15 protein-coding genes and 1 pseudogene are annotated in these 19,243 nt (G+C 39.2%); 2 read left to right on the top strand and 14 right to left on the bottom strand.

Going from position 1 to position 19,243, the window contains the following annotated elements:
• Positions 1-221 precede the first annotated feature (221 nt).
• A complete protein-coding gene (locus DWY31_RS09625) occupies positions 222-2,351 on the top strand; it encodes a SulP family inorganic anion transporter (protein ID WP_118520283.1) in 2,130 nt (709 codons plus the stop codon).
• A 179-nt stretch (positions 2,352-2,530) separates the two neighbouring features.
• Here the strand turns inward: DWY31_RS09625 and dtd are convergent, their stop codons facing one another.
• Both dtd and DWY31_RS09635 read right to left on the bottom strand, forming a co-directional pair.
• A complete protein-coding gene (gene dtd / locus DWY31_RS09630) occupies positions 2,531-2,977 on the bottom strand; it encodes a D-aminoacyl-tRNA deacylase (RefSeq protein ID WP_117538078.1) in 447 nt (148 codons plus the stop codon).
• 63 nt (positions 2,978-3,040) lie between these two features.
• The gene (locus tag DWY31_RS09635; protein ID WP_118520285.1) at positions 3,041-3,937 is read right to left on the bottom strand and encodes a DMT family transporter; all 897 of its coding nucleotides are present in this window, start codon (positions 3,935-3,937) and stop codon (positions 3,041-3,043) included.
• A 183-nt stretch (positions 3,938-4,120) separates the two neighbouring features.
• Between DWY31_RS09635 and DWY31_RS09640 the strand changes: the two genes are divergently transcribed.
• Entirely contained in the window at positions 4,121-4,465 is a 345-nt protein-coding gene (locus DWY31_RS09640; RefSeq protein WP_117538076.1) for a hypothetical protein, read from the top strand.
• Positions 4,466-4,599: 134 nt separating this feature from the next.
• Here the strand turns inward: DWY31_RS09640 and DWY31_RS09645 are convergent, their stop codons facing one another.
• The 12 genes and pseudogenes from DWY31_RS09645 to DWY31_RS09705 all read right to left on the bottom strand — a co-directional run bounded on the left by DWY31_RS09645 (position 4,600) and on the right by DWY31_RS09705 (position 19,004).
• The gene (locus DWY31_RS09645) at positions 4,600-5,058 is read right to left on the bottom strand and encodes a low molecular weight protein-tyrosine-phosphatase (RefSeq protein WP_118520419.1); all 459 of its coding nucleotides are present in this window, start codon (positions 5,056-5,058) and stop codon (positions 4,600-4,602) included.
• A gap of 179 nt (positions 5,059-5,237) precedes the next feature.
• Positions 5,238-6,437, bottom strand: coding sequence for a tyrosine-type recombinase/integrase (locus tag DWY31_RS09650; protein ID WP_118520287.1), 1,200 nt, complete (start codon positions 6,435-6,437; stop codon positions 5,238-5,240).
• A gap of 135 nt (positions 6,438-6,572) precedes the next feature.
• Entirely contained in the window at positions 6,573-6,782 is a 210-nt protein-coding gene (locus DWY31_RS09655; protein WP_004844954.1) for a MerR family transcriptional regulator, read from the bottom strand.
• Positions 6,779-7,594 (bottom strand): ATP-binding protein, encoded by an 816-nt coding sequence (locus DWY31_RS09660; protein ID WP_118520289.1) that lies wholly within the window; start codon positions 7,592-7,594, stop codon positions 6,779-6,781. Before DWY31_RS09660 ends, DWY31_RS09655 begins: the two co-directional genes overlap by 4 nt.
• Complete coding sequence (locus tag DWY31_RS09665; protein ID WP_118520291.1) at positions 7,594-8,121, bottom strand: replication initiator protein A; 528 nt, start codon at positions 8,119-8,121, stop codon at positions 7,594-7,596. The genes DWY31_RS09660 and DWY31_RS09665 overlap by 1 nt, the downstream gene beginning before the upstream one ends.
• A gap of 748 nt (positions 8,122-8,869) precedes the next feature.
• Positions 8,870-9,031, bottom strand: a pseudogene (locus DWY31_RS14605) (helix-turn-helix domain-containing protein); the annotation flags it as partial.
• A 153-nt stretch (positions 9,032-9,184) separates the two neighbouring features.
• Positions 9,185-12,367, bottom strand: coding sequence for a type I restriction endonuclease subunit R (locus tag DWY31_RS09680; protein ID WP_118520295.1), 3,183 nt, complete (start codon positions 12,365-12,367; stop codon positions 9,185-9,187).
• 18 nt (positions 12,368-12,385) lie between these two features.
• Complete coding sequence (locus tag DWY31_RS09685) at positions 12,386-14,008, bottom strand: DUF4435 domain-containing protein (protein WP_118520297.1); 1,623 nt, start codon at positions 14,006-14,008, stop codon at positions 12,386-12,388.
• 2 nt (positions 14,009-14,010) lie between these two features.
• On the bottom strand, positions 14,011-15,234 hold the full coding sequence (locus DWY31_RS09690) for a restriction endonuclease subunit S (protein ID WP_118520299.1): 1,224 nt from the start codon (positions 15,232-15,234) through the stop codon (positions 14,011-14,013).
• A complete protein-coding gene (locus tag DWY31_RS09695; RefSeq protein ID WP_118520301.1) occupies positions 15,231-16,985 on the bottom strand; it encodes a type I restriction-modification system subunit M in 1,755 nt (584 codons plus the stop codon). The genes DWY31_RS09690 and DWY31_RS09695 overlap by 4 nt, the downstream gene beginning before the upstream one ends.
• 25 nt (positions 16,986-17,010) lie before the next feature.
• Positions 17,011-18,093 carry a Fic family protein gene (locus tag DWY31_RS09700; protein WP_118520303.1) on the bottom strand — a complete coding sequence of 361 codons (1,083 nt, stop codon included), beginning with the start codon at positions 18,091-18,093 and terminating at the stop codon, positions 17,011-17,013.
• A 20-nt stretch (positions 18,094-18,113) separates the two neighbouring features.
• Entirely contained in the window at positions 18,114-19,004 is an 891-nt protein-coding gene (locus DWY31_RS09705; protein ID WP_118520305.1) for a Fic family protein, read from the bottom strand.
• Between the last annotated feature and the right edge of the window lie 239 nt (positions 19,005-19,243).

Consider the following 19,243-nt stretch of genomic DNA (forward strand, 5'->3'; position numbering starts at 1 on the left):
TAATTATTTTAATCTTTTTTGCAACTCATTTCTGAGTTATCCTGCTCTCTTGCGACAGCCTATTTAATATATCACAGTATAAATTTTCCTGTCAACAACTTTTTCTAATTTTCTTTTGATTGTTCTTTTCTTTTTATACTGTTATAATTTCAATGGAAACAAAAAGCAAAGATTGAAACCTACATATATTTTCACTATTATTTCTATTGGAGGTCTTCATTATGAAAATACATATTTTATCTACATTAAGAAATTATGACAAAAATTATTTAAAACAGGATATTTTCTCCGGAATTATCATTGCTGCTGTATCTATTCCTATTTCTATGGGTTATGCACAGATTTCAGGGCTGCCCGCGGTATATGGTTTATACGGTTCTGTTTTACCTATTTTATTATTTGCAATTTTTTCCACTTCACGCCAGTTTATTTTCGGTGTGGATGCTGCACCTGCTGCCCTCGCCGGAAGCGCTCTCCTTACACTTGGCATCACTCCGGGTTCCAGAGAAGCTCTAAACTATGTTTCGGCACTGGCACTATTTACAGGGTTGTGGCTGCTCTTTTTTTATTTTATCCGGGCAGACCGAATGGTCGGTTTCATCTCTACGCCTGTCATGGGTGGATTTATCAGCGGTATCGCTTTGACGATTATTTTAATGCAAATACCAAAGCTTATGGGAAGTTCCGCGGGATCCGGTGAAATTATCGAGCTGGCTGAATATATTTATTCCGCTGCAAAAAACATTCACTGGCTTTCCTTATTATTAGGAATTATTACTTTGCTTGTCATAAGACTTTGCAAAAAATTCATTCCGAAATTTCCGATTGCTATTTTGGTTATGTTTCTCGCAGTTTTATGTACTATTTTCCTGCATATTGATACATATGGTGTGCAGTTACTCGCCTCCGTAAACCGTGGACTTCCGGCTCTTACTTTTCCGGATTTCAGTCAGATTGACCTTACACAGGCTGCCGGGCGTGGACTCATGATCTCACTTGTCGTAATGGCTGAAACTTTACTTGCTGAAAATAATTTTGCTTTCCGGAATGGCTATCCGCTGGAAGACCGTCAGGAAATTCTTGCATGTGCTGCCGGTAATATTGCTTCCGCTATTGTTGGCTCCTGCCCTGTAAATGGAAGTATTTCCCGCACATCAATGAACGAACAATATAGTGGACATTCACAGGTTGTTTCTATTACAGCCGGTATAACAATGACATTTTTACTTTTGTTTTTTACAGGATTTATTGGATTTCTTCCTGTTCCTATTCTGACCGCTATTGTTATTTCTGCATTAATGGATGTCGTTGAAATTCATTTATGTATTCGGCTCTTTCACCGAAGCAAACAGGAATTTCATATATTTATGGCTGCCTGCATCAGTGTATTATGCCTGGGTACTATTTATGGCGTATTGATCGGTGTACTGCTTTCCTTCTTCGCTGTCATCACAAAAGCCGCGAATCCAAACCGTTTTTTCCTTGGTATTATACCTGGCAAAGAAGGCTATCATGATCTGAGCAGAAACATACATGCCTATCCAATAAAAGGAGTTCTTCTGTATCGTTTCAACGAAAATCTCTTTTTTGCAAATATTAATGTACTTCAGTCAGATCTGGAAAATGCAATTAAAGAAGACACGAAAGTCATTATTATCGATGCACGCGCAGTTAACAGCATGGATATCACTGCTGCCGATCATCTGGAAGAACTGGCGGCAAGTTTTTCAAAGAAAAATATAAAATTCTATATTACAGAGCATACAGAACAACTGAATCTGCAGATGCGCCAGCTCGGAATAGAACATCTGATCCGTGAAGGTCATGTACGAAGGACAATTCTTGCGGCACTTCATGATGCAGAAATCCTGCCGCCATATACACTGGATGTTCCGGAAGAAGAGCGTGAATTCGTCACACGTCGTCTTAGCTTTCTTCCTGCCGAAGAAGAAAATACACTGGAAGAATTTGCCTGGGCTTACGGTGATCAGGTTGTTAAGGAAATCGAGCATGAGGTTCATCATATTTTAAATCATATTCACGGTTTGAAAGATATTGAAGAAATTATTGAAAATGGTCTGGAAGATCATCTGGAAAGCTGGCATTCACTTGGAGCTTTTGATGAAGACGAAATCTTACGCCGTATTGAACTGCATGTAGATGAAATGCCAAAGAGTCTTGCTGACAATAAACATCTCATTTACCAGCTGATTGAAAAGCGAAGACGTATACTGAAAGACAAAATATTACGTGAGCATCCGGAAATTTTTGAAAAACTGGAAAAGCATCGTAAAAAGCTGGAAGAACGTCTGGAACACCAGAGAAAACATCTTGACAAATCAGACTCTTAGATTCGGCAGCAAAAGCTCAGAATACAATAAACTTTTACTCTCATAGTTACCCGCAGAGCCCGCCACTGGCAGCTTTTTCCATATACTATGGCAGTCAAAATGAGCGCCTGCAGTATTATACATTTGCAGACGCTCATTTTCCATTAATGATATCTTTATTTTTTATATTTGCCTGAATCTTAAAGTGTATCTGAATCCAAAACTATCGTAAACGGTCCGTCATTTACCAGACTTACTTTCATATCTGCTCCAAACTGTCCGCGCTCTACAACCGGTACCTGTTCTTTGCATTTCTCAACAATGTACTCATACATATCCGATGCCATATCCGGTGCACCCGCTTCGATGAAGCTTGGACGGTTTCCTCTCTTACAGTTTGCATATAACGTAAACTGAGAAATCAGAAGGAGTTCTCCGTCTACGCTTTCCAGAGAAAGATTCGTTTTGCCCTGTTCATCCTCAAAAATGCGCAGTCCAAGCATTTTTTTCACCATCTTATCTGCTACTTCTTTTGTATCGGAATCGCTGACACCGATCAGTACCATGAATCCTTTTCCAATCTTGCCCAGACTCTCACCGTCTACCTTTACTTCACTTTCTAATACTCTCTGAATTACAAATCTCATGTTTTCTTTCCTTTCTATGTTAAATAGTTTCTATACTCTTACAAAGCACCAGTTACTGTATTTTTAGTTTGTATCTGCACTGCTCTTTTTGTCTGGAATCTGCGCCAGAATGATTGCCGCAAACATCATAATACATCCTATTGTCTCTCTTGCCGATAACCGCTCTCCCAAAATTACCCAGCCAGATAATACAGAAAAGCAGGATTCCAAGCTTAAAATCAGCGATGCAACCGCCGGATTAACATTCTTCTGTCCAAGGATCTGCAAAGTATATGCAATTCCGCAGGAAAATACCCCGGCATAAATCAACGGGAACCAGCTTGTCATCATATTTCCCATCTTTGGGCTTTCTAATATCAACATAAATGGAATGGATACAATACCAGCGACCAAGAACTGTATACATGATAATTTTACTCCATCTACTTTTGGTGAATAATGATCTACAACTAATATGTGAACCGAGAAGATCAATGCACATAAAAACACGTAAATATCTCCAACTCCAATGGTAAATGCCTCTGTAATACACAAGAAATAAAGTCCTGCCAGTGCTATTGCAACGGCTGTCCATACTTTCCATCCTATATTTTTATGAAGGAAAATGCCAAATACCGGAACAAGTACAATATAAAAGGCTGTGATAAATCCGGCCTTACCAGCTGCTGTATATACCAGCCCGATTTGTTGCAGACTGCTTGCTGCAAACAGTAAAATACCGCAGGCAATTCCGCCCTTAATTAAATCTCTTTTTGCATTTTCATCATTTACCTTATTCTCTTTTTCTTTTCCACGATTAAGGAACCAGATACACGGTAGCAATGCAATTGCTCCGATCAGGCATCTTACACCGTTAAACGTAAATGGTTCCAAATAGTCCATTCCCACACTTTGTGCAACAAATGCAGTTCCCCATATAAATGCTGTCAGCAACAACATACATGCATTTTTCGTTCTCATCTTATATCCTCCCTCAAAAAATCTCTGCGACTTTTTATTATAGCATATTTATTCGCATAAGTGTATAAAAATGTATTATCGGCTCATATCTATAAATGCGATACATTATTGATTTTTCGAAAGAATATTGCATTTTCCATTTACATTTGTTACGGTATAATCAGTTAAAAAGGAGGTTCTATTATGTTATTAGAAGAATTTTTACAGCAACCGGGATTTATATATGAAATCGATGGAAAATACTATTTTCTTGGAAAATGGATTTGTAAAGAATGTACGGAATTAGATGCTACCGATAGCGTATCTATGTATCAGATGTGCCGGAACCAGCAAGAAGAAAAAGAAACAAACATGTATTTCCAGAAAATCCGCGCATATAGCGACTTCGCTCTGGAAGTTCCATATAATCCAGAAAAAATTAAATCTGACATGCAGGCTATTCTTGAAACTCTTTCTGATGAAAACACTGCCGCTCTTTCTGAACAGCTCGCCGGATTCAAGAAAGATCTTGCTAAATATTGTGAATAATATGTAATATTATCGCAGCAGATCCCGTGCATTCCTTAAGGATATCACACAAGGGTCTGCTGCGATTATTGTTTTCAAGCATACACCTTCCCGGTCAATCACACCAATCGAAAGCACTGCTTTTTCAAGCACCCTTATCGATTCACAAGCCCTGCAAGAAGAGCTTCGCATCCTTCTCTCACATCACGATAAGTCGCATCAAAATTTCCTGTGTACCATGGATCGGCAATCTCCTCACCCTTCCGGTCTGTAAAATCCAGTAATTTATAAATTTTCTGTTCCGGATCATCTCCGACAATTCGTAACATGTTGCGGATATTCCAGCTTTCCATTCCTATCAGATAATCAAATTCATCGTAATCTCTTCTTGTCATCTGGCGTGCACGGTGATCCCCGCAAGGGATGCCAACTTCTTTTAATTTCTTTCTTGTACCACGGTGTACACCATTACCAATCTCCTCCCGGCTGGTCGCCGCAGAATCAATGTAGAAGTCGGCAGAAAGCTCTGCCTGCTCTACTAAATATTTCATAACGTATTCTGCCATGGTTGAACGGCAGATATTGCCGTGGCAGATGAATAGTACTTTTATCATTGTTGCATAACCTCGCATTTCTTAGTTTTTCTTAGTATTTCGGGCTTTGTAAGCCTTTATAAATTTTTGTTTTCTGGCATAACCTGGTTTATTTTCGCATAATATTGTCCGAAAAAGGTGTAAAATAAGGTGTATATTTTTCTATTTTACACCTTGCTATTTTTAATTAAAAATCGTAATTACACAACCTGAATCCGGGCAACTTCTTCCCTGGCATCCTCAAGATTTACATGCGTATATGTATTCAGCGTTACGCTGATGTCTGAGTGCCCCATCAAATATTGCAATGCTTTTGGATTCATTCCGGATTTTGCCATATTTGAGCAATAGGTATGCCGGCATACATGTGGGGTGATGACAGGCATCTGTACTTTGTAAGTATTATTATACTTCTGAATGATGTGTTGAAAATAATGCTCCCAGTGCAGGGAATAACAGATACTCTCATTTTTATCAAAGTATAAAAAACCACTTTTTCCATCTACCATAGGTTCTGCTTTTGGCGGGTTTCGTTTTTCTATAATTTTCCGAAAACATTCCTCTACATCTGCAGTCATAGGTATCTTTCTCGTTCCGCTGGTTGTTTTAGTCTCTTGAATATAATATCCGATTTTTGATTTTTTCTGCAATTGATGATCGATGTTGATCGTACGCTCCTTGAAATCAATATCAGAAATCGTCAAACCACAAAATTCCGAGATGCGAAGGCCTGTTTTAAATAATATGTAAATTCCCTCATAATACCTGCAAAAATGAGGATCTTCCTTCACAAATCGTAGAAACTTACGTTCCTCCGCTCTGCTGATTGCCTCTCTTGTCACACTGTCATTCACGATCACTTCCATTAGCTGAAACTGAAATGGATTTTTCCTGATCAGGTCATCATCCACTGCCAACTGAAATGCCGGACGAAGAACTCCTCGGATTGAATGGATGGAACTATAGCTTTTCTTTTCTACCTGCTGAAGATGTATCAGCCAACATTTTGCATCCGAAATCCGAACCGTATCAATCCTTCTTTTTCCAAATGGATCTTTCTTCAATAAATTGATAACTGTTCCGTATCCTGCAACTGTAGTAGGTCTGACACCGGTTTTTGTTGATGTATATTTTTCAACCAGTTCCAGTACCGTCATATTTCCGCCATTTGTTGCAATCTGTTCAAAATGGTCCGCCTGGATTTTCTTCTCCATCTCCCGAAGCGATAAAGCCCGGCGCTTTCCTTTCGGAGTTGCATCGTTATGGTCTAAGCGCCAGCTATATACGCAGCGCTCCTTTCCCATCTCATCGACATACTTAAATCGATATCTGCCATCAGATAACTGTATTTCTCCATTGTGTAATATACGTCCTCTATGATCTCTCCTTTTTTCACTCATAATATTTTAGTCTCCTTCATCAAATGTTCATTTAACTTGGAAGACCGTCTCGGTTTATTCATTATACCACAAGACCTTCCCTTCGCTAAGATAAAATGAACATTATTTTCATTACTATTTTTTCTATTCTGTCACTTAAACTGTGCTGGCTGTATCCAGATAATCTTCAAATAATTTTCTTTTGAATCGGATGTGCGAACCAACTTCCAAAATAAAATCTGCTCCTTCATTTTCACCTGCGATCTGTCTTAATCTCTTTTCTCCGATTCCGTAATATTCAGCTGCTTCGGAAACATTTAAAGAATATTTCTTCCAAACAGGTATTGTTTTTTCTGTATGATTCATTCGCATTTCTCCTCCCCTCTGTTGGTATTCAACAAGATTTTCGCTTTCTCCATTTTCATACTTGCAATCGCTTCTCGTTTGCTTGTGCCTCCAACATACATTGGTGTACACATTTCCAAAATACGATCATAGATACGTCTTTTATCTAACATGGTCTCGCTTTTTATTTCTTTCAGTGGAAGATTGGTCGTGATGATCAAAGGTCGTCCCGAACGGATCCTTCGGTCTATGACACTAAAAATAATTCCTAACGCATATTCTGAATTTCGTTCCACTCCAAGATCATCAATAATCAAAAGCTGATACGAAGCCAATGCATTGATATATTCCGTTTTGTCTGCCAGTGGAAATATATCATCGATAATGGTATTGAAGTTGGTCATCTTTACCGTTACTTCTCGTTTAAGAAGATCGTTGGCTATGCACCCGGCAGCATAACTTTTCCCGGTCCCAACTGGTCCCCAGAACAAACAGCCTATATGGTTTCTTTTCATTTCATCCCAGTTATCAACATAATTTTTTGCCTTATGCATTACCGCATCTGACATATCTGCATTCTCAAATGTCCACTCTTCCATTCTGCTCTCGTCAAAACAGATGCTCGTATTTCTGCTGACTAATTCCCGGTGCTCTTTGTCTTTAAAATATTTTTGTTCCTCTTCATATGCTTTACTGTCACAGGCACATTGCCTGGAATGTTTTTTCATCCCCATAAATCCACCCTCAGGGAAAAAAGCTTCTTTCGCTTCCCCACAGACTTTGCAGTATTGCAAACCATCACTGCCTACACATACGGTATCTTCTTCTCTCATCACAAACTCTCTCCTTCCCCATAGCAATAATTTACTTCATGATATTTATTACTTTTATATTTCTCAGTTACTTTACTAGGTGCCACATTTCCGACTCCTGCACAGCCATTTTTACGACCAGATGATGGGTGCTTTTCCGACTCTATTACAGCCATCTTTTCAACCGCTTTATTGTCAATCGGCTGTAAAACTATCTCATCAGATGGAATTTTTACATATGAATGATTGGGTTTTGAAAAACCACCGGATCTGCGAACCAATAGTCCCACATCATCTAATTCCTTCAATGCTGTTTTTACAGAAGATTTGCATTTGTCGATTTGAACAGACAATTCCTCTATCGGAAATATCAAATAAACATTTCCATACTTGTCTATCCAGCTATTCTTTCTTGATATCCGCGCCCGGTCATACAAAATCATATAAAGAAATTTTGCAGTTTGGGAAATGCTCAGTTTGAGCAAAAACTTCGGAAACTGGAAGTACTGAAGCATCTGCTCTGACTCCTTCATGTATTCATATTTCATTCTTTTCTCGCCTCGTTTCTGTTTCTAACTGTTGTAAAAATCATTTTTATGCCGGCCAAAAAATGTCCTTACATATATTCAAAAGATGAAGGGCATAAATATAGGCTCTTGATGAAAATTTTTTATTTTTCCTGCAAAAAATACCCTTTCATTAATACGAAACGTTGAGAGGCATTTTTACAGCCCCCTGATGAAAACTTTTTTATTTTTTCGATTAATTGAATACTTAAAAACAAAAAAACACCCACCTATTCCAGGTGAATGCCTTATCAAAATTTCCTTATTTTGTTGTCCGTGACGCTTACTCAGATATGCTTGCGTATCTGCTAAAATGTAATTGCCAGCAATTATATTTTCACGTGGGTATGGGGACGTAATCCCCATCAAGGTCTGCTACTCGTAAGTAATACAAAATTGTCAAAATGACAATACTGTAATACACGGGTGGATCTTGCTCTGGTTGTAACGTATGAATTCATACAATAATAGGCTCAAATGGACACTTTCACCATTCGAGCCTATATATTATATGTCTTTTGGATAATAGATTAAAAAGTAGCTGTCTAGACGGTATGTTTTTATCGTAGAATTAATTTTGTGGAAGCTAAAGTGGTTTTTTCTTTGCTAATACTTTGACACTATGCTATTCCTAACGTTTTGCAAGTTACGCTTACTTCATCAGTTTTTTTAACAAAGCAATTTTCCTTAAGTTCCAAAAGCTGTTCAACCTTATCGTCAATTTCTCGGATCAATAATCATAATTTCTTTCTTTTTTGATTTCTTCTCCCAGAATAATATAATCGACTATTGTATCAAGGAAATTAACGAGATTGACAACAAAATCTACTGATGGCCTACGCAAGCCACATTCAATCTTTGCTACAGTATTGGAACTGACATTAAGTTTGTCTGCAAGTTCTTCTTACGACAAGCCCCTTTGCTAGCGAAGAAGTTAAATTCTTTTTCCTGTCTCATTAGGATTCATCTTCATAGGGGATACCTCTTACTTTTAATAGTTACATTAAACTTAAACTCCTTTATCAAAGCTGAGTATCAGTCATTTTTAAGCTACCCAGTTATAGCCAGTCATTGCCTGATCAACGATATGATCGAATACAAGTGTACTTTTTCTCAAGAAAACTTCTCTGTCGTAGCTTTCTGGCAAGAACTTATTTAGGATATAGACAATCTCGCCTTTTACTCGCTCCTTTGGCTGCGGATCATTTTGCCATCCGACAATGAACAACTCATTGCGTTTTTCTGTAAGTGTGTTGTAGAGTTCTTTTGCTGTCAGCTTTACACGCTTTTCTTCATCGACAGTAAGCTGTTCTTTTCTAAGAAGGTCAAACAACTCCAATTCCGTCTCCGACAATTCTTCCTTAATATGACGTTCTTCTTCGGCACGAAGTTCTTCCATCAACTTCAGAAGTTTCTCATAAAAATCATCGTTTTGAGAGCCACCAGCGTTGTACTCGTCAATGATGTTTCTAAAACGCTCCGCAAATTTTGTGCGAGTTATGTTGCGCCGCAGCATTTTCTGAAGTTTTTCTTCGATGTATTTACGAAGATTTGCAATTTCAAGATTCTTATTCTTCAGCTTTTTGAATTGAGATCGGAGTTCATCAATATCCAGTTTGGATAAATCAATCTCTTTGCCTGCTTCTGTGATAGTGTATTTTCTCGCATCTGCTGCGGTAATAACACTCTGGTCCAGCAGTTCATTAATTCTGGCTTGTGCCGCTTCAATTTTTTCAGGACGAATTTTGCCATCGATGATTCCCTTTAGATAAAGAATGGCATCTTTGTAAGCTGGCTCGAAATCCATCTTGAAAATATCTGGTCTAAGCGACTCGTACAGGCCATCGACAGTATTTGCCAACACAGAAAACTCATTCTTCACATCATCGTTACCTACAATAATATTGGCGTAATCCTCAAAGATCGATAGATTCTTGAAGGTATCACCATCTTCAACGACTTTTCCAAGATCCACATTATGACTCATGCAGAATACTCTTGTAAGATCAATCGCTTCGTATAACTGCTCCAGAAGTTTTTCTACATCCTTTACCGGCATTAGTCCGCCATCATCGGATGCATAATCAGCCAATGCTCGTTTCAAATATTTAAACACATCCAGATAGTCAATAATCAGACCGCATTCCTTGCCGTTATAGACACGGTTGGCACGGGCAATGGTCTGCATCAACGTATGACCTTTCATCGGCTTATCCAAATACAAGGTGGAAACAGACGGCGCATCAAAACCGGTCAGCCACATTGCGCAAACGAATACCAGTTGCAGCGGATTGTTGGGGTCTTTAAAATTATCCTCAATATCAAAACCGTTTTCATCAACTTTGTTCATACGATCACGATGCGGTTTTATCGACAATCCTTCTGCTGCAAATTTAGCTTCTTCGTCGGCATCTTCACTGATGACAACAGCCATTTCCACTTTGCGCATATAGTCCACAAGATCTTTCAGACGGAGTTTCTCAGCAGCATCCTTGGTTTTGGTGATCTGCGCATTTAACTTTTTAATTTCTTCTTTCCAGTAGTAGCTTACTTTATCGTACATCTTCACAGCAGTAAACTTGTCCACAGAAATAACCATACCCTTTCCTCGGAAACCACGACGAGGGAAATGGTAAACAATGTGCTGAGCAATGGCATCCAGTCTGTCATCACGCTTAATGACTTCCAATTCCTTTGCATAGTGATTTTCCAATCGACGCTGCTCTGCATCAGTCAGGTTTTCTTCTTCCAGAATTTCTGCAAAATCAGAATCAAGAAAATCATTTTGCAATTCTACTTCCGGTACACGCTTCACATAGTACAGAGGCACCGTAGCATTATCTTTGATGGATTCTGCAAAATTATATTCGCTGACATAATCACCGAACCACGCATTGGTCAGGCGCTTTGCACCAAGTAACGGTGTGCCTGTAAAAGCCAAGAACTGAGCATTCGGTAAACCTGTGCGCATATTCTCCGCCAAATCTTTGTACTGAGTGCGATGAGCTTCGTCAACGATAACGATAATATCATCACGCTCAGACAAAACAGGATATTTCTTGCCCTTGTCATATCTAAACTTATGAATCAGCGTAAACAGAATAGACTTATTAGTTTTCAGTTCTTCACGCAACTGCTTACTATTCGCAGGCTGCACCTTATCCTTATCCGTAATAAATTCTGTACGCAGAAAATTCTTATAGATCTGCGTATCCAAATCTTCACGGTCTGTAACGACAAGAAAAGTAAAATTGCCGGTACATTTATGCTTGATCTTACGTGCAAGCATAACCATGGAATAGCTCTTGCCGCTACCTTGGGTATGCCAGAATACACCCAGCTTACCTTTCAACTCCTCACGGCATAGGAAAGCATTGTAGGCATTGTTCACGCCAAAGAACTGATGATTCTTTGCAATAATCTTTGTTCTGCGTCGATCGTAAAGAATGAAGTTTTCTATGTAATCCAGCAAATTTTTTGGCTCACAAAGACCGGCAATAAAATACTCTAAACTAGTGAAGTTCTCTCGGATGGCTTTTCTATCCGGGTTTTCTTTTTCGTTCTCCACCTTCAGCCATTCAAAGAAAAACTCATACCCTGCGGCAAAGCTGCCTAAGCGAGTTTCCATACCATTAGACAAAACGCAAATCTGGTTGTAGTTGAACAGATACGGTATATCCTTCAGATAATTTTTCAAATTGATGTCATAGGCATTCTTCACCGGGATATTGCTGTTCTTCAATTCAATGAAAACCATCGGGAATCCATTGATGAAGATAATCAGATCCGGTCTGCGCCAATGAGTTTCGCCCTTGATCCACATCTGAGAAGCAACCGTAAATATATTGCTCAAAACATCATTATAAGACAGCAGACGGAGGATATTGGAGGTTTTCTTGCCGTTTTCGTTGTACTCTACAGTGATACCGTTACGGATCTTCTGATAGTTCTGGTAATTGGTTAACATTAGATCTCCAGAAACAGGAGTGTGGCACAGCTCGTCCACCACCGTGCGAACAGTCTGTTCCGGAATATCTGGATTGATCCTACACAGGCTCTCTAACATCACATCTGGCAGAACAACCTGTTTCTTATCCTTACGTCCGGTTCCGTCAGGAAGTGTGTCCGGTTCTTCTGTCATACAGTTCAGAACATTACAATCATGCCGCTCCTGCAAAGCCTTAATGGCGGCTTGCTCAATCATATCTTCTGTTATGATTTTCGGCATAGAATCACCTCCAGTTTTTTAGGGAAGCTCAGGTGTATATTTACCTAAAGCTTCCAAAATAGCTTCTTTTTCACTACGCTTACTGCGTAGCAGATTTAATACCCTTTGTGGATAGTCACGGCCTTTGATGCCAAATTTTTCTCCAACCTTCTTTGACATATCCTTAAAATTGAACACAGCAAGAATCTTTTCAGTTGTATCTGCCCCATCAAAAATCGCCTGTTTTTCAGTAAGGAATGTCGAAATATTCTGCTCCGAATATTTCAGGTCAATCTTATCCTTAATTTCTTTAGGAGTCAGTTTCTGTTTTCCCAATTCAAACAATGACAACTGATGTTTCATTTCTTGTGCCAAAGCAAGTGTAACTTGATTATCTTTATTTTGGGAGAACAGATTGCCAATAAAATCTTTAGCTTGTTGTGCTGCTCCAGAATCACACGCCAATGCGGTCTCCATAATATCAAGCAGTTCTGGCACCACGAACAAATTCTCTACTTCAGCAACGTCAAGACAATAAATTCCATCACCTTGCAACGCAGATATTTCGCCTTCAGTTCTAAAATCTCGGTCTACAATTCCGTATACATTTATTGCATTTAATTTTTCATATGTGCGTTTTGCTTTTACCAATCGAATTACTTCTTGGCAACCACCGCACGGAATAACATGATATCCTTTGTCTTTGTAAATTTCTTGATAAAGGTAGTGATCGTAACTGTTCTTGGTACCCTCCACAAAAAGCACTTTTTGACGAGTACCAATTATTTCATACAGCAAAGCTTCTGGAATATCCTCGTAGTCAGCACTATCCAAGAACTCATATTCCCAGTCAGATCCACTGTAACTCTTAACCCAAAGAATTTTGGCTTCATTTCTGGACAAAGCAAAATTCAGGTCATGAGTGATGTACATAAATATACAATCACTTCGCTCGGATTCCAACCGTGTCCATAATTTATCGACAATAGATTTATGGATATGAAGTTCAGGTTCATCGACAATAAGTAATGTGTTTGGACGTTGCACCAAAACTTGGCAAATCATGTATAACATGACACGTTCACCATCACTCATTTCTTTACCGTGGTATCTTTGGCTCTCATAGTTTACATGAACACCATTTCCAGTCAAATCAATTTTTCTATGCGGAAGTAACTCATTCCAAATCTCTGTTGCTTTTTCAACTACCGTTGTAATTGGCTCAGGACGTGTTGAGTTTTCTTTTATTGCCTGCTTATCTCGTTGATGTGCTAACTGTAATTCTTTATTTTCCTCAGAAAACAGAAGTGATAATGCTTTGTTGAAATCATCTAACAGAAATGTAGCGGGATTTGAACCAAAACGATTTCCAGATTTAGTAGCATATTGATTAGCACCCCCTATAAAGAAACTGCGCACAGAACTCTCATGATCTAAAATTGAAATACTTTCTTGGATAGATAATGATTTTTGGGCAGAAATTCTATGTATCAGCACAGACTCTTGGGCATTCCAATTATTAAATGTTAGATCGTTCAATTCTTCAATTTTAATGCTAAACCTTGTTTTTCCTGCACCATTAGCTCCTAATAATACAACTGGTTTTCCTGCTTCAAATTCATACTCCTCACTGTGAGGAAATTTTATCTTTAGTGTTCCCATACTTACACCTCCAATTTGCCACTCATCAGGCGAGGCAACAGCATATCACGCTGTGCATCCAGATTTAGATTTTTCTGATGTAACAGTCGCTTTTGTTCCACAATAGGTAAAACTTTGTCTGCAAAAGCTTCCAGAATATCATCTTTAGGAACTAACAGTTTATATCTACGCATAAATGTTAGACCAACAAACTGCTGAGAAGCACCATTTGTTTGAGCACTAAAGATTTCTTGCATTATCGAACTGGTCATCCAGTAATAAAGATATGCTGTATCTCTCATTGTTTCTGGCTTGAAAATGATTACATTCTTTACACTGAACTCACGGTTATAGTCAACAATGCAACAGTTGCCTACCGTACCGATGTTACTAAAGAGTATATCTCCAGACTTTAATCCACTACGCTTTTTAATTCCTTCATGATCTGCTTCACTGATGTTATAAGCAGCATCGAAATCAACAAATCCTGAAGAAATACATCTGCCTGTGACGAAAGGAACACCTACATCTACCGGTTTAGGTGTGTCATGAGTTCCATCTGTAACATAGCAGAATTCATTCATCCTTTTAATTTTCCATCCCTCTGGGATTCCGTCTTCAAACTTGGCATTTTCATACCCAGGGAAGCGAAAACGAACAAACCATTCTCGATATAGTTCTTGGGCTATGTCTTCGAGTTGTATAATTCGTTTGTTATTATTTTGAATTAGTTCATCATATTTTAATAAGATTCCAGATATTTTTTTCTGTTTTTCTATCAAAGGGAATTTCCATTTGATATTCTTAATATCCGAAGGACTAACGTTAACCTGATTTGCTCCGCCATAGGCTCTATTAGCAATATCATATTTTATGGCCTTTGTAGATAACAAATAGTACAAGTAATTTTTATCCGTATTATCAAATGGAATAACTTTACCAGCTCGCTGATTAAGTAAATATTTTTTCTCAGTCAAACTGCGACAACTTCTTCCAACCATAGAGTTGGGTTGATTTATATGGCTCCCCGTTAATGATACCAGTATATCACCATTAGATATGTGATATTTAGGATCTAACTTATCCCAAAAGAATTCGTCCACATATTGCAACTCATCGCAGTCAATATCACTACCATTACTTATGTTGCCAATTTTAATTACTGGGATGCCTTCTTCTTTCCAGTCTGAAGAAGAAAAGGCATATCCAGATATTACATCACAGTGTAATTTCAGTTTTTCTCTCATTTCTTCTCAAACAACTCCTGTAAATTCTGTGCTATGCTTTTTTCTAAATTGCGAGCATCTGCATTTAGTTCAGAAAGCACTGTGTAATATGCCATCATTCGCTCCTTGAACTCTTCCTGCGTTAAGCCGTCATCCTCGATCACAACGCCAACATAACGGCCAGGGTTCAAAGAAAAGTCCTGATCACCGATACTGTCATCCTTATAGCCAACAACTTTTCCTTTGTCATCATAAATCTTGCCGATTGTTGCTGCCTTGCACAGGCCGACAACATCTCTGTATTTCCCTTCCGGGAAGCGTTCTGTCAGCCAGTCAATATTGGATTGCCAGTAGCTCTTAGGCATAATATCTTCATCGTCAGAGAGTTCCGGTGCATCTGCCAGTTTTGCACGATAATCAGCCAGCAGGGCTTCGAATTCTTCCGTCTTGCCCTCATAAAGTCTTGTGATAATACCAAGGTTCCGAATCTGCTCATCGGAAAATTTACGGTGCGCACGATCAATTTGAGTGAAAATATTTCTGGCATCAATAAACAGAATTTCATCCTTCTTTACCTTCGCCTTATCGAAGAACCACAAGGTAGCAGGCAGCGTAACAGAGGTAAACATATTGGACGGCAGAGTTACCATCTGGCTGATAATACCGCTTTCAATCAGCTTTATACGAATATCCTTTTCACTGTTACCTGCATCCGATGCAGAGTTTGCCATAACCAGAGCAGCACGACCGGTATCATTCAGCGCAGTTGCAAACTGATTGATCCATAGGTAGTTGCCGTTAGGAACGGTTTCCTTGGCATCTTTCTTTTTGTTTTTGGTTTTATTCTGAGGCACGCCGTAGGTATTAAAACGAGGCTGATCCTTAACCTGATCCAATTCTACGCCATCCACATTGAAAGGCGGATTTGCCATAACATAGTCAAAATTACCAAAGCTATCATAAGGATCACGATAATAGGAGTTTGCGTGGGTAATGGTGCCACGGACATTGTTAAGGACAAGGTTCATCTTTGCCAGTCGAACGGTTGCGCCCGTCTTTTCTACGCCATAAGCACGCAGGTTCATCTGCCTGCCCTGAGCTTTATGCTTTTCGATATAATGAGCGGTCTGAACGAACATACCGCCACTACCGCAGGCTGGGTCGAGAATCCTACCCTCAGTAGGCGCAAGGACTTCAACCATATAACGGACAACAGATGCTGGGGTGAAGAATTCACCGCCGCCCTGACCCTCAGCCAGCGCAAATTCGCCCAGAAAGTATTCATAAATCTCACCGAAGATGTCAAGCTCTACATCCGCAGGAATATCCTTAAAGTTCTTCAAGAGCTTTGCCAATACGAGCGGATCATCTTCGCTGTTAACGCTGTAATAAATATCCTTTGGAAGAGTATCTTCCAATTCAGCGGTGTATTTTTCAACCGCTTCCATAGCTTCTTTAACCTTCTTGGCAAGATCTTCACTTTCCGGCAAATTCAACAGCCAATCATATCTGGCTTCTTCCGGCAAATAAAAACCGCATTTTTCAATAGCAATTTCGTGGATAGGGCGCTCCATACGAGTACCTTTGGTAGAATTAAACTCTGCCTTGATCTCAGGCTCGAACTTGCTATATTTTACATCTGCAAATCGCAGGAAAATCAAGCCGAGAATAGGCTCGGCGTATTCCGTGGACTTCAAGCCAGAATTAGCACGTAGCTGATCGGCAGTCGTCCACAATGTATCTTTTAAATTTTTCAACTGTTTGTTAGTCATATCTCTTCTCCATATTGAGGTGTTTTCAAATCAGTACTTCCCATTTTCCATATCTCTTTCCGTCGACTCTACGGATATAATCCTTTTTTTGTAAGGACTCCATAATTCGTTTTACGGTGCTAAGAGATTTTCCTGTCTCTGCCACAAGCTCTTTTTGCTTAATGGACGGATTCTTGTAAATCAATTTCAAAACTGCCAGTTCTTCTAAAGTGCATTCCAAAGTGTCAAATTGAGACTTTGGAACTTTAGGGATGACACTTTGAAAATTATCATCCACATAATCTACGTGCATATATCTGTTTTTCAGCTCATATTCCGTTCCCAAAATTAAATTGCTGAAGAACATTTCCAAGAACTTTGTTGTAGCATGAATACCATTTTGCAGATCGTTATAATTAGCTCTTACCAAAGCGTTGCGGAAATACCAAGAGTTCTTCTCAAAAGCATCATTGTTTACTTTGAACCCGAATGTCTTCATGTATTTGATCATAAAAACAGCCGTTGCTCTGGTGTTACCTTCACAGAACGGATGAATCTGCCAAATATCCGAAGCAAACTTAGCAAGATGTTTCACGCATTGTTCTACAGACAAGCCTGCATAAGAATACTGTTTCTCCGTAGCAAAATCATAATCAAGAGTGTATTTGATACTGTTCCACGCTGCGTAAGTAACAGTATCTCCTTTCAGTACCCATTCTCTTTTTGTAATGTTATACTGACGAATCTGCCCGGCATGGGAAAATACACCATCAAACAATCTGCGGTGAATTGTCAGCCATTCAGCCGGTGAAAACTGAAATGCTTTCTCGCCTAATAGTTTCGCAATTCTTGCAGATACAATATCTGCCTCCTTAGTATCGTTTTCAACTTCCGTACGATCAGTACGTTGCTCGTAATAGCTCTGAATACGTTTCTGCGCTTCATCAATACTGATTTTTCCTTCGATATGTTCCTTGGCAGTATCTAATAGATACGCAGAGGTCTTCAAACCATCTACCGCCTGCAAGCCAATTGCAGTCTGCCACGCTTCAATCTTTTCAATTTGACCAGGCTCACCTTGTTTGATATATTCTTCAAGTTCAAATTGCCAGTTTTTTTCTGCTGACATAGCTGCACCTCGCTTCTTGCTTAATATGCAATCCTAAAATAATCCAAATACGCTTTATACTTGTCCTGTGCGGTCAGGCAGGTATCTGTCAGATAGCCTTTTTCGTTGTCCCATTCCTTTAGTCCACGGTAATAGAACATCTTCAGATTGTCTTCAATGATGAACGGAACGATATTATATTTCAGGCACTCCTTAAACATAATCAATCTGCCCACACGACCGTTACCGTCCTGGAACGGATGAATCCGCTCAAACTTCACATGGAAGTCCAGAATATCTTCAAAGGTCTTTGCTCCCTTGGCGTTATATTCCATCAGCAAGGCCTTCATTTTATCGGCAACTTCTTCCGGAAAAGCTGTATCCCTGCCGCCGACTTCATTCGGGAGTTTCTTATACTCGCCAACAGCAAACCAATCTTTTCTGGAATCACTGGTGCCGTTCTTCAAAACCAAGTGAAGTTCTTTGATGAACTTCTCCGTCAGAGCTGCTTTTGCATGATCAATAATCATGTCAATGCAGCGGAAGTGATTTGCTGTTTCGATCACGTCATCCACATTCAGCACTTCTTTTTCTACGCCGATGGTGTTGGTTTCAAATATATATCTGGTTTGATCGTGGGTCAGGCGGCTTCCTTCCATATGGTTGGAATTATATGTCAAATCAATCTGTGTTTTATGGTAGATCCCACCGGAATATTTACTTACCTTCTGCTCTTTCAGAATATCCAACAGAGTAATTGGTCCTTCTTTTCTTTTGTTGGTACGCTCCGGTTTTTCTGCGTTTTCCGGAATATTCCATGTCTTGCCGGTAAGAAACGCACCGTTCACACGTCCCTGGGCGCAGTAATTTCTAACACTACGTTGGGACACATCCCACTTTTTCGCTATTTCAGCAACTGAAAGATATCGCATCTATAATCCTCCGCCATAAAATCTATCCAAAAAAACTACGTTAATCTATTACATATTATATCACATCATCGGCAAAAACATCAACATTTCCCGAGTTTGGTTGTTACATTTTTGCCGTCACAGGATACTTAGGTTTTCGATATTCCGTAAAATACACTGATTTACATAAAAGCATGATTAGGATTGCGTCAACTAACGCTTTGCGTGTACACCTATAAGAAAAAGATCTCCCAATACCA

It is taken from the genome of Dorea sp. AF24-7LB (assembly GCF_003478575.1).
Lineage (GTDB): Bacteria > Bacillota > Clostridia > Lachnospirales > Lachnospiraceae > Dorea_D > Dorea_D hominis.